This is a genomic window from Streptomyces sp. (assembly GCF_035644915.1).
In the GTDB taxonomy this organism is placed as follows: Bacteria; Actinomycetota; Actinomycetes; order Streptomycetales; family Streptomycetaceae; genus Streptomyces.
Window position 1 is genome coordinate 15566 of sequence record NZ_DASQNP010000030.1, and the last position, 15287, is coordinate 30852.

Below are 15287 nucleotides of genomic sequence, written 5' to 3' on the forward strand. Positions count from 1 at the left end.
CGGACGCGGGAGCGCCCCGCCGTCCCCGTCCCGGCCGTCCGGGGCAAGGGTAAGCGGCCGGCGGGCTGCCGCCGCCCGCCGGCCGCGCCGCGCCTCAGGCCCCGCGCCGCAGCACGCGGCGGCTGACCAGCGGCCACAGCACCACCAGGGCGGCCACGGCGTAGAGCACGATGGCCACCGGCTCGCTCCACAGCCCGCTCACCGCGCCGTTGCTGAGCTGGAGGGCGCGCCGCAGTTGCTCCTCCGCCAGCGGGCCCAGGATCACCCCGAGGATCAGCGGCAGGACCGGCAGCCCGAACCGCCGCATCACGAAGCCCAGCAGTCCCAGCACCAGCAGTACCACCAGGTCCACGGGCTGGAGGTTGACGGCGTAGGCGCCCAGCGCGGAGAAGAAGAGGATGCCCGCGTACAGGTGGGGGCGCGGGACGCGCAGCAGCTTCGCCCACACCGGCGCCAGCGGCAGGTTCAGCGCCAGCAGCAGCACGTTGCCGATGAACAGGCTCGCGATCAGCGCCCACACCAGGTCCCCCTCCCGCTCGAACAGCAGCGGACCGGGCTGGATGCCGTACTGGGTGAAGGCGGCGAGCATCACCGCGCCGATCGCGTTGGCGGGCAGCCCCAGCGAGAGCATCGGGACGAAGGAGCCGGCCGCCGCCGCCTTGTTGGTGGCCTCCGGGCCGGCCACGCCCTCGATCGCGCCGCGCCCGAACTCGCCGCCTCGGCCCGCCAGCCGCTTCTCCGCGGCGTACGAGATGACGGTGGGGATCTCGCCGCCGCCCGCCGGCAGCGCGCCCATGGGGAAGCCGATGAGCACGCCGCGCAGCCAGGGCTTCCACGACCGCCGCACGTCCTCGCGGCTCATCCACGGCCGTCCCACGGGCACCGGCTTCGGCGGGGTGCGCCGCAGGTGCGCGGCCACCCACAGCGCCTCGCCGACGGCGAAGACCGCGACCGCGACGACCACGATGTCGATGCCGTCGGCGAGCTGCGGCACGCCGAACGTCAGCCGCTGCTGCCCGGAGATCGAGTCGATGCCGATCAGGCCGATGGCCAGGCCCAGGGCGAGGGAGGAGAAGCCGCGCACCCGGGAGGAGCCGATGACGGCGGTCACGGTGGTCAGGGCCACCACCATGATCGCGAAGTAGGCGGGCGCGCCGAGCGTCACCGCGAAGTCCACCACCAGCGGGGCGAGGAAGACGAGCATCGCGGTGCCGATGGTGGAGGCGACGAACGAGCCGACCACGGCCGTGGCCAGCGCCTGGGCGGCGAGCCCCCGCTTGGCCATGAGGTTGCCCTCGATGGCGGTGACCACCGACGCCGACTCGCCGGGGGTGTTGAGCAGGATCGAGGTGATCGCCCCGCCGAACATGCCGCCGTAGTAGATGCCGCCGAACATCACGAACGCGGCCGTGGGCTCCATCCCGAAGGTGACCGGCAGCAGCAGCGCCACGGCCATCGCCGGGCCGATGCCCGGCAGCACGCCGACCGCCGAGCCGATCAGCACGCCGACGAGCGCGTAGAGCAGGTTGACCGGGGACAGGACGGTCGCGAAACCGCCGAGCAGCTCGTGCAGCGTCTCCATCACAGGATTCCCTTCAGCACGCCCGGGGGCAGGATGATGCCGAGCCCGTAGGCGAACGCGTAGAACGAGCCGACCGACAAGGTGACGGAGACCGCCGCGTCGCGCAGCCAGCGGCGGCTGCCGAGCGCCCAGGCCGTGCCCCAGAACAGCACGGCGCCCGAGACGGCCCAGCCCAGCGGCTCGATCAGCGCGGCGTTCGCCAGGAAGAAGGCGATCACCAGCAGCACCGCGCGCCAGTCCAGCTTCGCGGCGAGGTCGATGTCCTCGCCGCCCTCGGCCTCGCCGCGCCCGCCGCGCAGCACGTCCACCGCGAGCGCGACCGCGAGCGCCAGCAGTCCGGCCCCGACCGCGACCGGTACGGCCCTGGGGCCGATCGGGTCGGTCTCGGCGCCGGGCAGGTCCGCCATCGTCAGCGCGTCGAACAGCACCACCGCGCCGAGCAGCGCGAGCAGCGCGCAGACCAGCAGCTCCGCGCGGTTGGGGGCGGCGTCGGCCGCCCGCCCGTCCCCGGCCGCCCGCCGGTCGGCACCGGTGTCCTCCATCTCCTCCGCCTCCCTCACCGTGCCAGCCCCAGCCTCTTGAGGGTCCCCGCGACCTTGGCGTTCTGTTCGGCCAGGAAGTCCTCGAACTCCTCGCCGTGCACGAAGGCGTCGGTCCAGCCGTTGCGCCGGACGCTGTCCTTCCACTCCTTGGAGTCGCGCATCGTGCGCAGCGCCCCGACCAGCCGCTCCCTGCGCTCCGCGGGGATGCCGGGGGCGGCGACCACGCCGCGCCAGTTGACGGCGGAGACGTCGATGCCCTCGTCGGCCAGGGTGGGGGCGTCCAGGCCCTCGACGGTGGTGGTGCCGGTCGTCGCCAGGACGCGTACGTCGCCCGTGGCGATCTGGTCGGCCATCTCGCCGATGCCCGTCGCCGCCACGTCGATCTTGCTGCCGAGCAGCGCGGTGAGCAGTTCGCCGCCGCCGTCGTAGCCGATGTAGCGGGTCCGGGTCGGATCGATGCCGGCGGCCTCGGCGACCTGCATCGGCAGCAGGTGGTCCGGGCCTCCGGGGGAGGAGCCGCCGCCGACCGACAGCCCGTCCGGGTCGCGCCGCCAGGCCCGCAGGAAGTCCCGCAGGTCGCGCAGCCTGGAGTCCTTCGGCACGACGATGGCGCTGGGGTCCTCGATCAGGCGGGCCAGCGGCGTGGTGTCGGCCAGGCCCACCGCCGACCTGTTGGTGAAGACCGCGCCGACGACGCCGAGGCCCATCATCATGAGCAGCCTGCCGTTGCCGCGGGCGTTCACCAGCCGGGACAGCCCGATGGTGCCGCCCGCTCCGGAGATGTTCATCACCTCCAGGCCGCGGGCCGCCCCGGAGGCGGTCATGGCCTTGCCGGCGGTGCGGGCCGTGATGTCGTAGCCGCTGCCCGGGCTGTTGCCGACGATCATGCGCAGGCCGGTGAGCGGCCCGGACGCGCCCGTGTCGCTCTGCCGGGTGACCCCGCACCCGGAGGCCGCGGCGCACGCGGCCGGGGCGAGCACGACCGCGGCGGCGGAGCGCAGCAGTGTGCGTCTGTCCACGAAGACCTCACTTCCAGCGAGTCGACAGCCAATCGGTGGGGTTCCGCAGACGCTGCCAGGAGATGTGCTCCCGGTCACTCTTCGCAAAGCAGTGGTCGTTGAGTAACTTGTGGTCCCCATGGAGCACAGCGTTCTGGTCGTCGACGACGACTTCATGGTCGCGAAGCTGCACGGCGTGTACGTCGACCGGACCCCCGGCTTCCGCACCGTGGGCGTCGCGCACGGCGCCGCGGAGGCGGTGCGCCAGGCCGCCCGCCTCTCCCCCGACCTGGTGCTGCTGGACCTGTACCTGCCCGACGGCCCGGGCCTGGAGGCGCTGCGCCGCATCCGCGAGGTCCGTCCGCGCACGGACTTCCTGGTCGTCAGCGCCGCCAAGGACACCGAGACGGTGCGCCAGGCGCAGCGGCTCGGTGCGGTCAACTACCTGATCAAGCCGTTCGAACAGGCCGGGCTGCGGGCCCGGCTCGGCCACTACCGCGCCGCCCACCTCGCCCTGGCCGGGACCCGGACCACCGACCAGGCCCAGGTCGACCGGCTCTTCCCGGTCCCGGGCCCGGTGGAGGCGCCCGCACGCTCCGGCGCACTGTCCAAGGGACTGCCCAAAGGGCTCAGCGCCCCCACCGCGGCCCTGGTGGAGAGCGCCCTGCGGGCGGCGGGCCCGGAGGGCCTGTCGGCGAGCGAGTGCGCGGCCGGGACCGGCCTGTCGCGGGTCAGCGCCCGCCGCTACCTGGAGCACTTCACCGCCACCGACCGCGCCGGGGTCCACCTGCGGTACGGCACCACCGGCCGCCCCGAGCGGCGTTACACCTGGCGCTCCTGACCCGCCACCCCGGACCCGCCGCCCCGGACCCGCCGCTCGGGGCCCGCCGTCCGTCCGCTCAGGCCGTACGGCGCCGGAAGAGCGCCGCGGACGCCACGACCGAGACGGCCAGGATCCCGCCGCACCAGGCCAGCGCCTGCCAGGGGGCGCTCCCCACGGGCCGGTCCAGCAGCAGGCCGCGCAGCGCCTCGATGACCGGGGTGACCGGCTGGTGCTCGGCGAAGCCGTGCAGCCAGTCCGGCATGGTCTCGACCGGGACGAAGGCGCTGCTCGGATAGGGCAGGAACAGCACCAGGAAGGTGAATCCGCTCGCGGCCTCGGGTGACCTGGCCAGCAGGCCCACCGCGGCGGACAGCCAGGAGAAGGCCAGGACGTAGGCCGCCAGGACGCCCGCCGCGGCCGCCCAGCCCGCGGCTCCCGCGTCCGGCCGGAAGCCGATGGCGAAGGCGGCCCCGAACACCGCGGCGGTCGCGACGGCGTTGCGCACCGCACTGGCCGCCACGTGCCCGGCGAGGACGGAGGTGCCGCCGACGTCCAGGGAGCGGAAGCGGTCGATGACGCCCCCGGTCATGTCGTTGCTGACGCCGACGGCCGTGGCGGCGGCCCCGTACCCGGCGCACAGCACCAGCACGCCGGGGACGACGTAGGTGACGTACGCGGTGCCGGTGTCGATCGCGCCCCCGAAGAAGTAGACGAACACCAGCATCAGCATCACGGGGAGCATCAGCGAGGTCAGCAGCGCGTCGGGGTTGCGCGCGGACAGCCGGACGCAGCGGACGGTCATGGTCAGGGCATTGGCCAGGCCGCCGGGCCCGGCGGCACGCGGTGCGGGGAGGTCAGACACCGGCGGTCTCCTTCTCGGTGGTCCCGGTACGGGTGGCGGTACGGCCGGTGAGGGCCAGGAAGACGTCGTCGAGCGTGGCGCCGTGCACGGCGAACCGGTCCACCGCGTCGCGGTGCGGGTCGGCCTCGTCCAGCAGCGCCCGTACGTGTGCCGCGCTGCCGTCGGTGGCCACCCCCAGCAGCAGGCGGTCCGGCTCGCGGTGCACCACCCGGTCCCCCAGCCGGCCGGCGACCAGCGCGTACGACGGCGGGTCGGCGAGCGTGAGGTCCAGCCGCTGGTCCGCCACCCGCCGCTTGAGGTCGGCGGCGGTGCCCTCGGCGACGATCCGGCCCGCGTCCAGCAGGGCGATGCGGTCCGCGAGCCGGTCGGCCTCCTCCAGGTACTGCGTGGTGAGGAGGACCGTCGTTCCGGCGGCGGCCAGCTCGGTGACGGCCTCCCACATCGTCTGGCGGCTGCGCGGGTCGAGCCCGGTGGTCGGCTCGTCGAGGAAGACCACCTCGGGGCGGCCGACGAGGCCGGCCGCGATGTCCAGGCGGCGGCGCATCCCCCCGGAGTACGTGCCGACCCGGCGGCGGGCGGCGCCGGTGAGGCCGAAGCGTTCCAGCAGCTCCGCGGCGCGCTCACGTGCCCCGCGCCGGGACAGCCCGCACAGCCGGCCCATCATGCGGAGGTTCTCCTCGCCGGTCTGCTCCTCGTCCAGCGCCGCGTACTGGCCGGTGAGACTGATGCGGCGGCGCACCTCGCGCCGGTCGCGCACCACGTCGAAGCCCGCCACCCGGGCCCGGCCCGCGTCGGCCCGCACCAGCGTGGACAGGATGCGCACGGTCGTGGTCTTGCCCGCCCCGTTGGGGCCGAGCAGCGAGAAGACGCTGCCGCGCGCCACGCTCAGCTCGACCCCGGCCAGGACCTTCACCCGCCCGTAGGACTTCTCCAGACCGGTCGCTTCGACCGCCGGTTCGTCGGCCATGCCGACCGCCCCCTCTTCTTCTGCGTATTACGTACGCGCTTCCGTGTATGGCATACGCGTTACTGCGTAGGGTATACACATCCCTAGGATGGCGGTCAACCGGTCCGGAGAGCACAGAAGCGGCGGAGGCAGGCGCGGGAAATGGCGAAGGACAGCGGCACCGGCCTGCCCCCCGGCGTCGAAACCGCCTGGGGCCTGCGCGAACGCCCCGGGAAGGGCCCCAAGCCGGGGCTGAGCGTGACCCGGATCGTCGACGCCGCCGTCGGACTCGCCAACGCCGAGGGGTTGCCGGCGGTCTCCATGAGCCGGGTCGCCTCCGCCCTCGGCGTCTCGACGATGTCCCTGTACCGGTACGTGTCCTCCAAGGAGGAACTGCTGGTCCTGATGCAGGAAGCGGCCTACGGACTGCCTCCGGAGGGCCCCGAGCCGGAGGAGGAGGGCTGGCGGGCCGCGCTCGCCCACTGGGCCCGGACGCAGCGCGACGTGCTGTACCGCAACCTGTGGATGCTCCGCGTCCCCATCGCCACCCCGCCCACCACGCCCCGCGCGCTCGCCTGGATGGAGCGGGGCCTGGCCTGCCTGCGGGGCACCGGCCTGACGGAGGGCGAGAAGCTCCAGGTGATCCTGCTGGTCAGCGGCTTCGTGAGGAACGAGGCCACGCTGGCGGCGGACCTCGAGGCCGCCTCCAGGGCCTCGGGCAGGAGCGTCGAGGAGACGATGGCCGCCTACGCCGGGCTGCTGGCCAGGCTGGCCGACCCGCAGCGCTTCCCGGAGATCGGCGCGGTCCTGAAGTCGGGGGCCCTGAGCGAGGAGGGCACCCCGGACGAGGAGTTCGTCTTCGGTCTCGAGCGGCTGCTGGACGGCATCGAGGTCCTGGTCCGGTCGCGGAACGCACCGGGCCGCTGACGCGCGGAGGCGCCGACGGCCCGGGCCGTGCGGACGGCGTCAGCGCGGCCGGGCGTCCAGCCAGACGGCGGTGTCCGGCGGCAGCGTCCGCCCGTTCGGCCCCCCGCCGCACTCGCCGCTGGACAGCAGGGGCTCGGCGGCGGACGGCGGCAGGGGCAGCGGGGCACCGGAGAGGTTCACCCGGCACTCCAGCGAGCCCTTGCGGAAGGCCAGCTCGCCGTCCCGGGAGGGCAGCCAGGCGAAGCTCTCGTCGCCGAGGAAGGAGCGGCGGATCTTCAGGGCCGCCCGGTACAGCTCCAGGAAGGAGTCCGGCCGCCCGGTCTGGGCCTGGACCGAGTACTCCCCCCAGCCCTCCGGCTGCGGCAGCCAGCTCCCGGCCGGACCGAACCCGTACGACGGGCCCGAGCGCTCCCAGGGCAGCGGGACGCGGCAGCCGTCCCGGCCCTTGCGGGCGCGCCCGGTCCGTTCCCACATCGGGTCGCGCAGCGCCTCGCGGGGCAGATCGGCCACCTCCGGCAGGCCCAGTTCCTCGCCCTGGTAGAGGTACGTGGTGCCGGGCAGCGCCAGGGTGAGCAGGGCGGCGGCGCGGGCGCGGCGGCGGCCCCGCTCCTCGTCCGCCGCGGGCTCGCGGCCGTCGGCCATCAGCCAGGCGACCGTGTCGGCGCCTCCGGGCAGGGCGTAGCGGCTGAGGTGGCGCACCACGTCGTGGTTGGACAGCACCCAGGTGGGCAGCGCGCCGACCGACCGGGCGCCCTCCAGGGAGGCGTCGATGACCCGGCGGAAGGCACCGGCGTCCCACGGGCAGCGCAGATAGGGGAAGTTGAACGCCTGGTGGAGCTCGTCGGGCCGGGTGTACAGCGGCAGTCTGGCCTCGCTGACGCCCGCCTCGGCGACGGCGATCCGGGGCGGGTCGTACTCGTCGAGGATCTTGCGCCAGGCGCGGTGGATGTCGTGCACCTCGTCGCGGTCCCAGAAGGGGTGGTCATGGCCCTCGGGCGGCGCGTTGAGCGGGGCGGAGTCCCTGCCGTGGGTGTCGCGCAGCGGCGGGGTGAGGTCCTTGCACATCCCGTGCGCCACGTCGATGCGGAAGCCGTCGACGCCCAGGTCCAGCCAGAACCGCAGGATGCTCTCGAACTCGGCGGCGACCTCGGGGTTGGCCCAGTTCAGGTCGGGCTGCTCGGCGGCGAAGATGTGCATGTACCACTGGCCGTCCGGCACCCGGGTCCAAGCCGCGCCGCCGAACTTGGACTGCCAGTCCGAGGGCGGTTCGGCGCCGTCCGGCCCCTTGCCGTCCCGGAAGACGAAGCGGTCGCGGGCGGGCGAGCCGGGCGGGGCGGCCAGCGCCTCGGCGAACCAGGGGTGCTCGCTGGAGCAGTGGTTGGGGACGATGTCCACGATGACCTTGAGCCCGAGGGCGTGGGCGCGGTCGAGGAGTTCGCGGAAGTCCTCCAGGGTGCCGTGGCGCGGGTCGACGTCGCGGTAGTCGCTCACGTCGTATCCGCCGTCGGCCCAGGGCGAACGGTAGAAGGGGGTCAGCCACACCGCGTCCGCGCCGAGCTCCGCCACGTGGCCCAGGCGGTCGGTGACGCCCCGCAGGTCACCCATCCCGTCCCCGTCGGCGTCGGCGAAGCTGGGCACGTATATCTGGTAGACGACCGATTCCCGCCACCAGTCGGCGCTGCCTCCGGGGGTGCTCTGTGTCACGGGGGTGCCTCTCGCGATGTGGTGGTGCGACAAGCGGCATTATTGGGCGGCGGTGCCGTTCACGGTCAAGAAATGCCCGGGATACGGGCACGTGACATATGCCATGCCCGCCGGGCCGGCACCGGCCGCCTGCCTCCCGGTTCCGGCCCGGCGGGACTCCCCGGTCGTCCGGCCGGGCGCCCGGTCAGCCGTCCAGGTAGCGCAGGACGGCCAGCACCCTGCGGCTGTAGCCGGTGGCGCCGGCCAGCCCGAGCTTGTCGAAGATCGCGTTGATGTGCTTCTCCACCGCGCTGCGCGAGACGTGCAGCCGCGCGGCGATGGAGGCGTTGGTGTGGCCCTGCGCCATCTCGCCCAGCACCTCCCGCTCCCGGGCGGTGAGCCGGGACAGGGGATCGGTGCGGCTGCTGCGGGCCAGCAGCCGCCTGACCACCTCCGGGTCGAAGGCGGCACGGCCCGCGCCCACCCGCTCCAGGGCGTCCAGGAACTCGTCCACCTCCGCCACCCGGTCCTTCAGCAGGTAGCCGACGGCCTCGCTCTCCCCCGTGAGCAGTTCGGTGGCGTACCGCTTCTCGACGTACTGCGACAGCACCAGCACGCCCACCTCCGGGTGGCGGCGGCGGATCTCCAGCGCGGCGCGCAGCCCCTCGTCGGTGTGGGTCGGCGGCATCCTCACGTCGACGACGGCGACGTCCGGCGGCTGCCGCTCCACGGCTTCCAGCAGCGCGGCCGCGTCGCCGACCGCGGCCACGACCTCGTGACCCTCCTCGGTGAGCAGCCGGAGCAGCCCCTCGCGCAGCAGGGTCGAGTCCTCGGCCAGGATCACGCGCACGGCAGCTCCGCGGTCACGGTCGTCGGGCCGCCGGGCGGGCTGTCCACGCCGAAGCGGCCGTCGAGCGCGGCGACGCGCCGGGCCAGCCCGACCAGGCCCCCGCCCGAGGGGTCCGCCCCTCCCCCGCCGTCGTCGGTGATCCGCACGGCGATCACCCTCCCGGGCGCGCGCCCGGCCCCGTCCCCAACAGCTTCCTCCCTTTCCTCCCCTTCCTCCGTGACGCACACGGTGACCAGGCCGGCGCCCGCGTGCTTGACCGCGTTGGTGACGGCCTCGGAGACCACGAAGTAGGCCACCGACGCCACGGCCGGGGCGGGCGGGGCCGACAGCCGGTAGTCCAGCCGGACGGGGAGGGCCGAGCGTTCCGCGACCGTCTCCAGCGCGACCCGGAGCCCGGCCTCGTCCAGCACCGCCGGATAGATCCGCCAGGCCACCTCCCGCAGCTCCCGCAGGGCCTGCTGCGCCTCCCGGTGGGCCTGGAGCAGCAGTTCACCGGTCCGGTCCGCCGCCCGGCCGCGGCGGGCCCGGCCCAGCAGCATGCCGAGCGCCACCAGCCGCTGCTGGACCCCGTCGTGCAGGTCGCGCTCGATGCGGCGGCGTTCCTCGGTGACGGCCTCGACGACCCCCGCCCGGCTCGCGGCCAGCTCCCGCACGCGCCGCTCCAGCTCCTCCCGGGGGCTGGGGCCGAGGTGGCGACGGGCCAGCCGCTCCTCCAGCGCGGTCACCCCGAGCAGCCCCTGGCCGGACAGGAACAGCAGGACCAGCCCGCCGGCGTTCGCCGCCGCGACGGTGCCGAGGTAGTCCATGGGGTAGACGAACCAGCCCCACACCAGGACCGTGGCGTAGAAGGCGCCCGTCGGCACGCAGAGCAGCACCAGGCCGCCGAGCAGGCCCAGCGGCCAGCGGGCCGCCACGTACCGCAGCGCCGCCCGGTCCCCGTAGCCGGCGGCGATCCCGCCGCCGCACCAGGTGGACAGCCGTACGCGCTCGGCCTCGGCCAGGCGCCGGGCCCCGGCGAGGACCGGCGCGGGGACGGACCGCCGTCCCGGCCGGGCGGACGCGGCCAGGAGGGCCGCTCCCGCGCAGAGCGCGAAGACCAGCCCGGCGAGGGCGGTGGCCGTTCCGATCAGCGTCCCGGCCGCCGTCCGCGCCCAGTACCGTGCCGCCTGCCGTGCCGCCTGCTGTGTCACCGTCCGCACGGGGCGCCACGCTAGCCGACGGGCCGGCCGTGCGGACTGCGGTTTTCCGCAGTCCTGGCCTGCGTCACGCCCCCGGAGCGGCACAGGGCGACCCCCATGGCGCCGCCGTCCGCCCCTTGCATAGCGTTGTCCCCATGATCCGAACCGTAGCCGCCGCACAACAGCCGACCGGCGGGATAGCCGGCTGGGCCACGAGCATGATGGAGACCCTCGGTGCCCCGGGGGCGGGTCTGGCCATCGCCCTGGAGAACCTCTTCCCTCCCCTGCCCAGCGAGGTGATCCTGCCGCTGGCCGGCTTCACCGCGAGTCAGGGGAAGATGAACCTGTACGCCGCCGTGGTGTGGACCACGGTGGGCTCGGTGGTCGGGGCGCTCGCCCTGTACTGGGTGGGCGCGCTCCTGGGCCGGGACCGGACCCTGGCGGTCGCGGCGAAGCTGCCGCTGGTGAAGATCGAGGACATCGAGAAGACGGAGGCGTGGTTCGTCCGGCACGGCACCAAGGCGGTCTTCTTCGGGCGGATGATCCCGATCTTCCGCAGCCTGATCTCGGTGCCCGCGGGCGTCGAGCGCATGCCGGTGACGACCTTCCTGCTCCTCACCTCGCTCGGCAGCCTGCTGTGGAACACCGCCTTCGTGCTGGCGGGCTACCTGCTCGGGGAGAACTGGCACACCGTCTCCGACTACGTCTCGATGTACTCCAAGGGCGTGCTGGGCGTCGTCGCCCTGGCGCTCGTGGGCTTCGTGGTCGTCCGCCTGCTGAAGCCCGGCAGCGGTACGCGGCGGGCCGGGCGGAACGACCGGCGGTGAGAGGACGCCGTGGTCGTCGTCGCCGCGGCCGCCACGGGCGGGGAGGCCCCTGGCGTGGCCCCCCCGGTGCCTCGGAACCCTGCCCCGGTGACGGCCCCGCGCGGCGCGCGGTGGGGAACGGGCGGCGAACGGACCGCGGTGACCGGTGGCCCGTCCACTCCCCCGCGCGGCCGGGCCGGTCGCCTCAGGTGCGCCCCTCCCGCTCCTGGACCTGCTCCAGGACGGGACGGGCCGTCATCCACCCGGCCCGCACCACCGGGAAGCCGGCCCGCTCGTAGGCGTCGCAGACCTGGTGGTCGTCGTCGACCACCAGGGCGACGGTGCGGTTGTCGGCCAGCCGCAGCAGCAGTTCGGGCTTGACGACGCGGGCGGGGCGGCGGTCCCGCCCGCCGCGCATCAGCAGCCGCCCGTCCGGCAGTCCGTGCCGGGCCAGCCACCGGAGGGTGTCGCGGCGGCAGCGCTCCGGGCGCCCGGTCACGTACGCCACCTCGTGCTCCTCGGCGCTCTCCAGTGCCAGGGCCACGCCCTCGGCCAGCGGCGGGTCCTCGGGCGCGGCGGCGAAGAAGGCGTCCCAGTCCCGGGAGGGGCCCTCGACGTGGTGCAGGCGGTGACGGACGTCGGCGAGCGTGCCGTCCAGGTCGAACACCGCCAGGGAGCGGTCCGGGGAGCGGGGCGCCATCGGCCACCTCCGGAAGGGGCGTCGGTCGGACACGGTGTCCGCACCATGGTCGCACCCCGCTTCCCCCGCCGTCCGCTACCGCGCGGCGGGCGCCGCTCCCGTCTCCAGCACGGTCTTCAGGGCCGAGAGGATCATGACCCAGCCGCCGCTGACGCTCTGCAGCATCTTGCTGTCCGGGCTGTCGAAGCCGTCGTGGGTGATGGTGAGTTTGACGCCCAGTTCGGGGACCTCGGCCGGCTCGATGTCGAAGGTGACCTTCGAGCGCTCCTCGCGGGCCCTGGCGAACTCCTCGTCGGAGTCGAACATGGCCCGGTGCTCGGGCCGGAGGGTGTGCCAGGTGTACGACAGCCGCTTCCCGGGCTCGGCCTCCAGCACCCGCTGTCCCAGTTCCTCGAACTCGCCGTCGGGGTGGCTCTTCCACCGCACCGGCGACCCCACCTTCCAGTCCGACTCCGGCCCGGTGCCGCCCATGTAGGCCCGGATGAACTCGGGTTCGGTCAGGGCCCGGTAGAGCTCCTCGGGCGTGGTGCGGATGTAGATGACGTACACGAACTCGGGCTTGCTCATCGCGGGGCCTTCCAGGGATCGCTTCAGCACGGAGAGCGCGGCCATGCGGTCTCGCTCGTACTTGCCGATCCAGCGGTCGGTGATCTCCTGGATCGGCACGGGGTTGAGGTAGTGGAGCTTCTCCCGGCCGTGGCGGACCGCGGTGACCAGCCCGGCCTCCTCCAGGACCGCCAGGTGCTTGCTCACCGCCTGTCTGCTCATCCCCAGGCCCTCGCCCAGCTCCTTCAGGCTCTGCCCGTTCCGCGCGTGGAGCCGGTCGAGCAGCCGTCTGCGGCTTGCGTCGGCGAGCGCCCTGAACACTGCGTCCATGCCCCACCACCTATCATCAAAATAGGCAACCTTTCGGTTGCCTGTCAACGCGGGGGCGGCGGGCGCCCCTTTCCGCGGCTCCCCCGGTTCCCCGCGGCGCGCCGCCCTCGCCGGCCGCTCAGCCCTCCGGGGAGCCGTTCACCCACCAGCGCAGCGCCTGGGTGGCCAGCTCGGGCGGCACCTCGTGCCCGCCGCCGAACTCCCGGTAGGTGACCGCGTGTCCCGCCCGCTCCAGTTCGGGGACGATGCGGCGGCTGCACGTGTCGACGGGCAGGACGCGGTCGTCCCGGCCGTGGCAGACGAAGACGCGGGGAAGCCCGTGGCGGATCATCGGCGCCATGAACCCGGGCGAGAAGGCGAGCACCGCGCCGAACAGGTCGCCGTTGGCCAGCCCCAGCGACAGCGCGTAGGAGGCCCCGTCGGAGAAGCCCGCCACCGCCACCCCCGCCGGGTCCACCGGGAAGCGGCGGAAGACGTCGCGCAGCGCGGCGTCCAGCCGGGCCACGTCCGGTCCGTACCCGCCGCGGACCACGTCCCAGGTGGAGTCGGCGGCCTGGGGCGCGAGCAGCAGCAGCGCGTCGGACCCGGCCTGCGGGAGCAGCCAGGTCAGCGCCTGCTCCGCCGACCCCCCGGCCCCGTGCAGGACCACCGCCAGCCAGTACGGGCCGGCGACCCTGGGCGCCTCCGCGGGCGGTGGGACGCGCAGCAGCGCCCCTCCGTCCACCCGGTAGGTGCCCGGCTCCCCGGCCGCGACGGGACCGGCGGACGGCCGGGCGGTGAGCCGGCCGTGCCGCTCGTTCTCCTCCACCGTCCGGTGGGGGTAGGCGTTCTCGGGTACCGGTGCTCCGTCCCTGCCGGTCATTCCCCTTTCCTCTCCGCTCCTCCGGCTCCTTCCGCGGCACGGCGCCCGGGGTTCACCGGGCGCGGAGCCGCCGGCCGACGCCGAGGGCCGTGCCGGTCAGCAGCGCCGCGGTGGCCAGCCGGCGTACGGCGGTGCGCCGCCGTCCGTGCCAGCCGCCGTGCACCGCGCCCTCGCCGGGGGCCGGCTCGTGCAGGTTGCCGGGGGTGTCCGGGCCGGTCTCCCGGCGGGACAGGTGGGTCCGGTCGGTCTGGAACGCCATCAGCTTCTCCGCCGGCCCCGGAGCCGTCTTCGCCTGCATGACGATCTCCCGGCCCGCCGGGCCGACCACGACCTCCCGGCGCGGCGACCGGACCAGGCCGACGACGGCGCGGGCGACGCGCTCGGGGCTGTAGACCGGCGGCATGGCCACCGGCCTGCGGCCGGTGTAGTTGGCCGCGTGCTCGAAGAGCGGGGTGTCGATGGTGGCCGGGAGGACGGTGCACACCTTGATGCGCCGCGCCCCCTCCAGCCACAGCTCCTGGCGCAGGCTGGTGCCCAGGGCCCGGACGGCGGCCTTCGACATGCCGTAGGCGTGGGTGTAGGGCTGGGGGAGGGCCGCGACGACGGACGAGACGTTGACCAGCGTCCCCCACCCCTGCTCGCGCATCACCCCCAGGGCCGCGCGGGCGCCGTGGACGTACCCCATGACGTTGACGTCCAGGACCCTGCGGAAGTCGTCCGGCGGGACGTCCAGGAAGGGGCCGAAGACGGTGACGGCGGCGTCGTTGACCCACACGTCGATCCGTCCGAAGCGCTCCACCGCGCGCCGGGCGAGGTCGTCGACGGACGCGGCGTCGGTGACGTCGGTCGGCACCGCCAGGGCCTGCGCGCCCCGGTGCCGTTCGCACTCGCGCGCGACCTCCTCCAGCGCCTCCCGTCGGCGCGCGGCCAGTACCACCGCGCATCCCTTCCGGGCGAACGCCAGGGCGGTGGCGCGTCCGATGCCGCTCGACGCCCCGGTCACGACCACCACGGAACCGCGTACGCGCATCTGCCGGCCTCCTCACTCGGAACCGCTCGGAACTGCCCGTTACTGCTCGGGGGCCACTGGGCCCGCCCGGCGGCGGAGTACCCGCGACGGGACCGCGCATGCCCCCGTCACCCAGGGGTACGCACCCCGCATGGCCGATACGAACAAGGACAAAACGCCCCAGGAGCCCTCGGAGAGCGGGAAGGCCCGGGAGTTCCGGGAGGCCGAGCGGCGGCGCGAGCGGGCCCGCCCGTTCGACTACCCCTACGAGGAGCGCCGGGCCAACGTACGGGCCAGGCGCCACATCAGCCGCGAGGAGGCGGACGCGGACATGCCGCCGGGCCTGTCGGGCAGCTACGGCACCACCGGCGGCGGGCAGCCCGCCGGTCCCGCGCGCGCCCGGCCGGGCAGGTCGGTGGTGGGCGAGGACCCCGCCGGAGTCGTCGACGAGGAGGGCACCGCCGGCGAAGGGGGCGAGGACACCGGCCGGTAGCGGCGTCCGCCGCCGGAGGGCCGGCGGGAATCCCGGGTCCGGGCCCCCGCCCTCCGGCCGGCCCCGCACCGGAACCCCTGACCGACACCCCGACCGACATCCCCGACCGACATCCCCGACCGACATGGAGATCTCCTTCCACAAGCTCCC

At 74.7% G+C, this 15287-nt stretch carries 16 protein-coding genes; 4 read left to right on the plus strand and 12 right to left on the minus strand.

Translation table 11 applies throughout. From position 1 onward, the window contains the following. Positions 1–94: 94 nt before the first annotated feature. Genes VE546_RS03795 through VE546_RS03805 form a run of 3 tightly spaced genes read right to left on the minus strand, consistent with a single transcriptional unit; the run spans position 95 to position 3143 of the window. Positions 95–1582, minus strand: a complete 1488-nt coding sequence (locus VE546_RS03795) for a tripartite tricarboxylate transporter permease (protein ID WP_324918263.1) — start codon at positions 1580–1582, stop codon at positions 95–97. Then, positions 1582–2124, minus strand: coding sequence for a tripartite tricarboxylate transporter TctB family protein (locus tag VE546_RS03800; RefSeq protein ID WP_324918266.1), 543 nt, complete (start codon positions 2122–2124; stop codon positions 1582–1584). The genes VE546_RS03795 and VE546_RS03800 overlap by 1 nt, the downstream gene beginning before the upstream one ends. A gap of 14 nt (positions 2125–2138) precedes the next feature. Then, positions 2139–3143, minus strand: coding sequence for a tripartite tricarboxylate transporter substrate binding protein (locus VE546_RS03805; RefSeq protein WP_324918269.1), 1005 nt, complete (start codon positions 3141–3143; stop codon positions 2139–2141). A gap of 118 nt (positions 3144–3261) precedes the next feature. On the opposite strand from VE546_RS03805, the gene VE546_RS03810 reads away from it, so the two are divergent. Beyond that, entirely contained in the window at positions 3262–3963 is a 702-nt protein-coding gene (locus VE546_RS03810; RefSeq protein ID WP_324918272.1) for a response regulator, read from the plus strand. A gap of 58 nt (positions 3964–4021) precedes the next feature. On the opposite strand, the gene VE546_RS03815 is transcribed toward VE546_RS03810, so the two are convergent. Continuing rightward, the gene (locus tag VE546_RS03815) at positions 4022–4747 is read right to left on the minus strand and encodes an ABC transporter permease (protein WP_414720393.1); all 726 of its coding nucleotides are present in this window, start codon (positions 4745–4747) and stop codon (positions 4022–4024) included. 52 nt (positions 4748–4799) lie between these two features. Then, positions 4800–5774: an ATP-binding cassette domain-containing protein gene (locus VE546_RS03820; RefSeq protein WP_324918275.1), complete on the minus strand. Its 975-nt coding sequence runs from the start codon at positions 5772–5774 to the stop codon at positions 4800–4802. A 141-nt stretch (positions 5775–5915) separates the two neighbouring features. On the opposite strand from VE546_RS03820, the gene VE546_RS03825 reads away from it, so the two are divergent. Further along, the gene (locus tag VE546_RS03825) at positions 5916–6680 is read left to right on the plus strand and encodes a TetR/AcrR family transcriptional regulator (protein WP_324918278.1); all 765 of its coding nucleotides are present in this window, start codon (positions 5916–5918) and stop codon (positions 6678–6680) included. Between the two features lie 39 nt (positions 6681–6719). Here VE546_RS03825 and VE546_RS03830 read toward each other — a convergent pair whose 3' ends face one another. The 3 genes from VE546_RS03830 to VE546_RS03840 all read right to left on the minus strand — a co-directional run bounded on the left by VE546_RS03830 (position 6720) and on the right by VE546_RS03840 (position 10403). Further along, the gene (locus tag VE546_RS03830) at positions 6720–8384 is read right to left on the minus strand and encodes a glycoside hydrolase family 13 protein (RefSeq protein ID WP_324918281.1); all 1665 of its coding nucleotides are present in this window, start codon (positions 8382–8384) and stop codon (positions 6720–6722) included. A 184-nt stretch (positions 8385–8568) separates the two neighbouring features. Continuing rightward, positions 8569–9213, minus strand: coding sequence for a response regulator transcription factor (locus tag VE546_RS03835; RefSeq protein ID WP_324918284.1), 645 nt, complete (start codon positions 9211–9213; stop codon positions 8569–8571). Further along, positions 9204–10403: a sensor histidine kinase gene (locus VE546_RS03840; RefSeq protein WP_324918312.1), complete on the minus strand. Its 1200-nt coding sequence runs from the start codon at positions 10401–10403 to the stop codon at positions 9204–9206. Before VE546_RS03840 ends, VE546_RS03835 begins: the two co-directional genes overlap by 10 nt. Positions 10404–10546: 143 nt before the next feature. Between VE546_RS03840 and VE546_RS03845 the strand changes: the two genes are divergently transcribed. Then, complete coding sequence (locus tag VE546_RS03845; protein ID WP_414720392.1) at positions 10547–11218, plus strand: DedA family protein; 672 nt, start codon at positions 10547–10549, stop codon at positions 11216–11218. A gap of 184 nt (positions 11219–11402) precedes the next feature. On the opposite strand, the gene VE546_RS03850 is transcribed toward VE546_RS03845, so the two are convergent. The 4 genes from VE546_RS03850 to VE546_RS03865 form a co-directional block, all read right to left on the minus strand. Then, positions 11403–11897: a hypothetical protein gene (locus tag VE546_RS03850; RefSeq protein ID WP_324918287.1), complete on the minus strand. Its 495-nt coding sequence runs from the start codon at positions 11895–11897 to the stop codon at positions 11403–11405. Between the two features lie 75 nt (positions 11898–11972). Then, positions 11973–12773 (minus strand): metalloregulator ArsR/SmtB family transcription factor, encoded by an 801-nt coding sequence (locus VE546_RS03855; RefSeq protein WP_324918290.1) that lies wholly within the window; start codon positions 12771–12773, stop codon positions 11973–11975. 118 nt (positions 12774–12891) lie between these two features. Further along, positions 12892–13635 (minus strand): alpha/beta hydrolase, encoded by a 744-nt coding sequence (locus VE546_RS03860; RefSeq protein WP_324918294.1) that lies wholly within the window; start codon positions 13633–13635, stop codon positions 12892–12894. Between the two features lie 52 nt (positions 13636–13687). Then, positions 13688–14665, minus strand: a complete 978-nt coding sequence (locus VE546_RS03865; protein ID WP_324918297.1) for an SDR family oxidoreductase — start codon at positions 14663–14665, stop codon at positions 13688–13690. A gap of 130 nt (positions 14666–14795) precedes the next feature. Between VE546_RS03865 and VE546_RS03870 the strand changes: the two genes are divergently transcribed. After that, positions 14796–15137, plus strand: a complete 342-nt coding sequence (locus tag VE546_RS03870; protein WP_324918300.1) for a hypothetical protein — start codon at positions 14796–14798, stop codon at positions 15135–15137. Positions 15138–15287 lie beyond the last annotated feature (150 nt).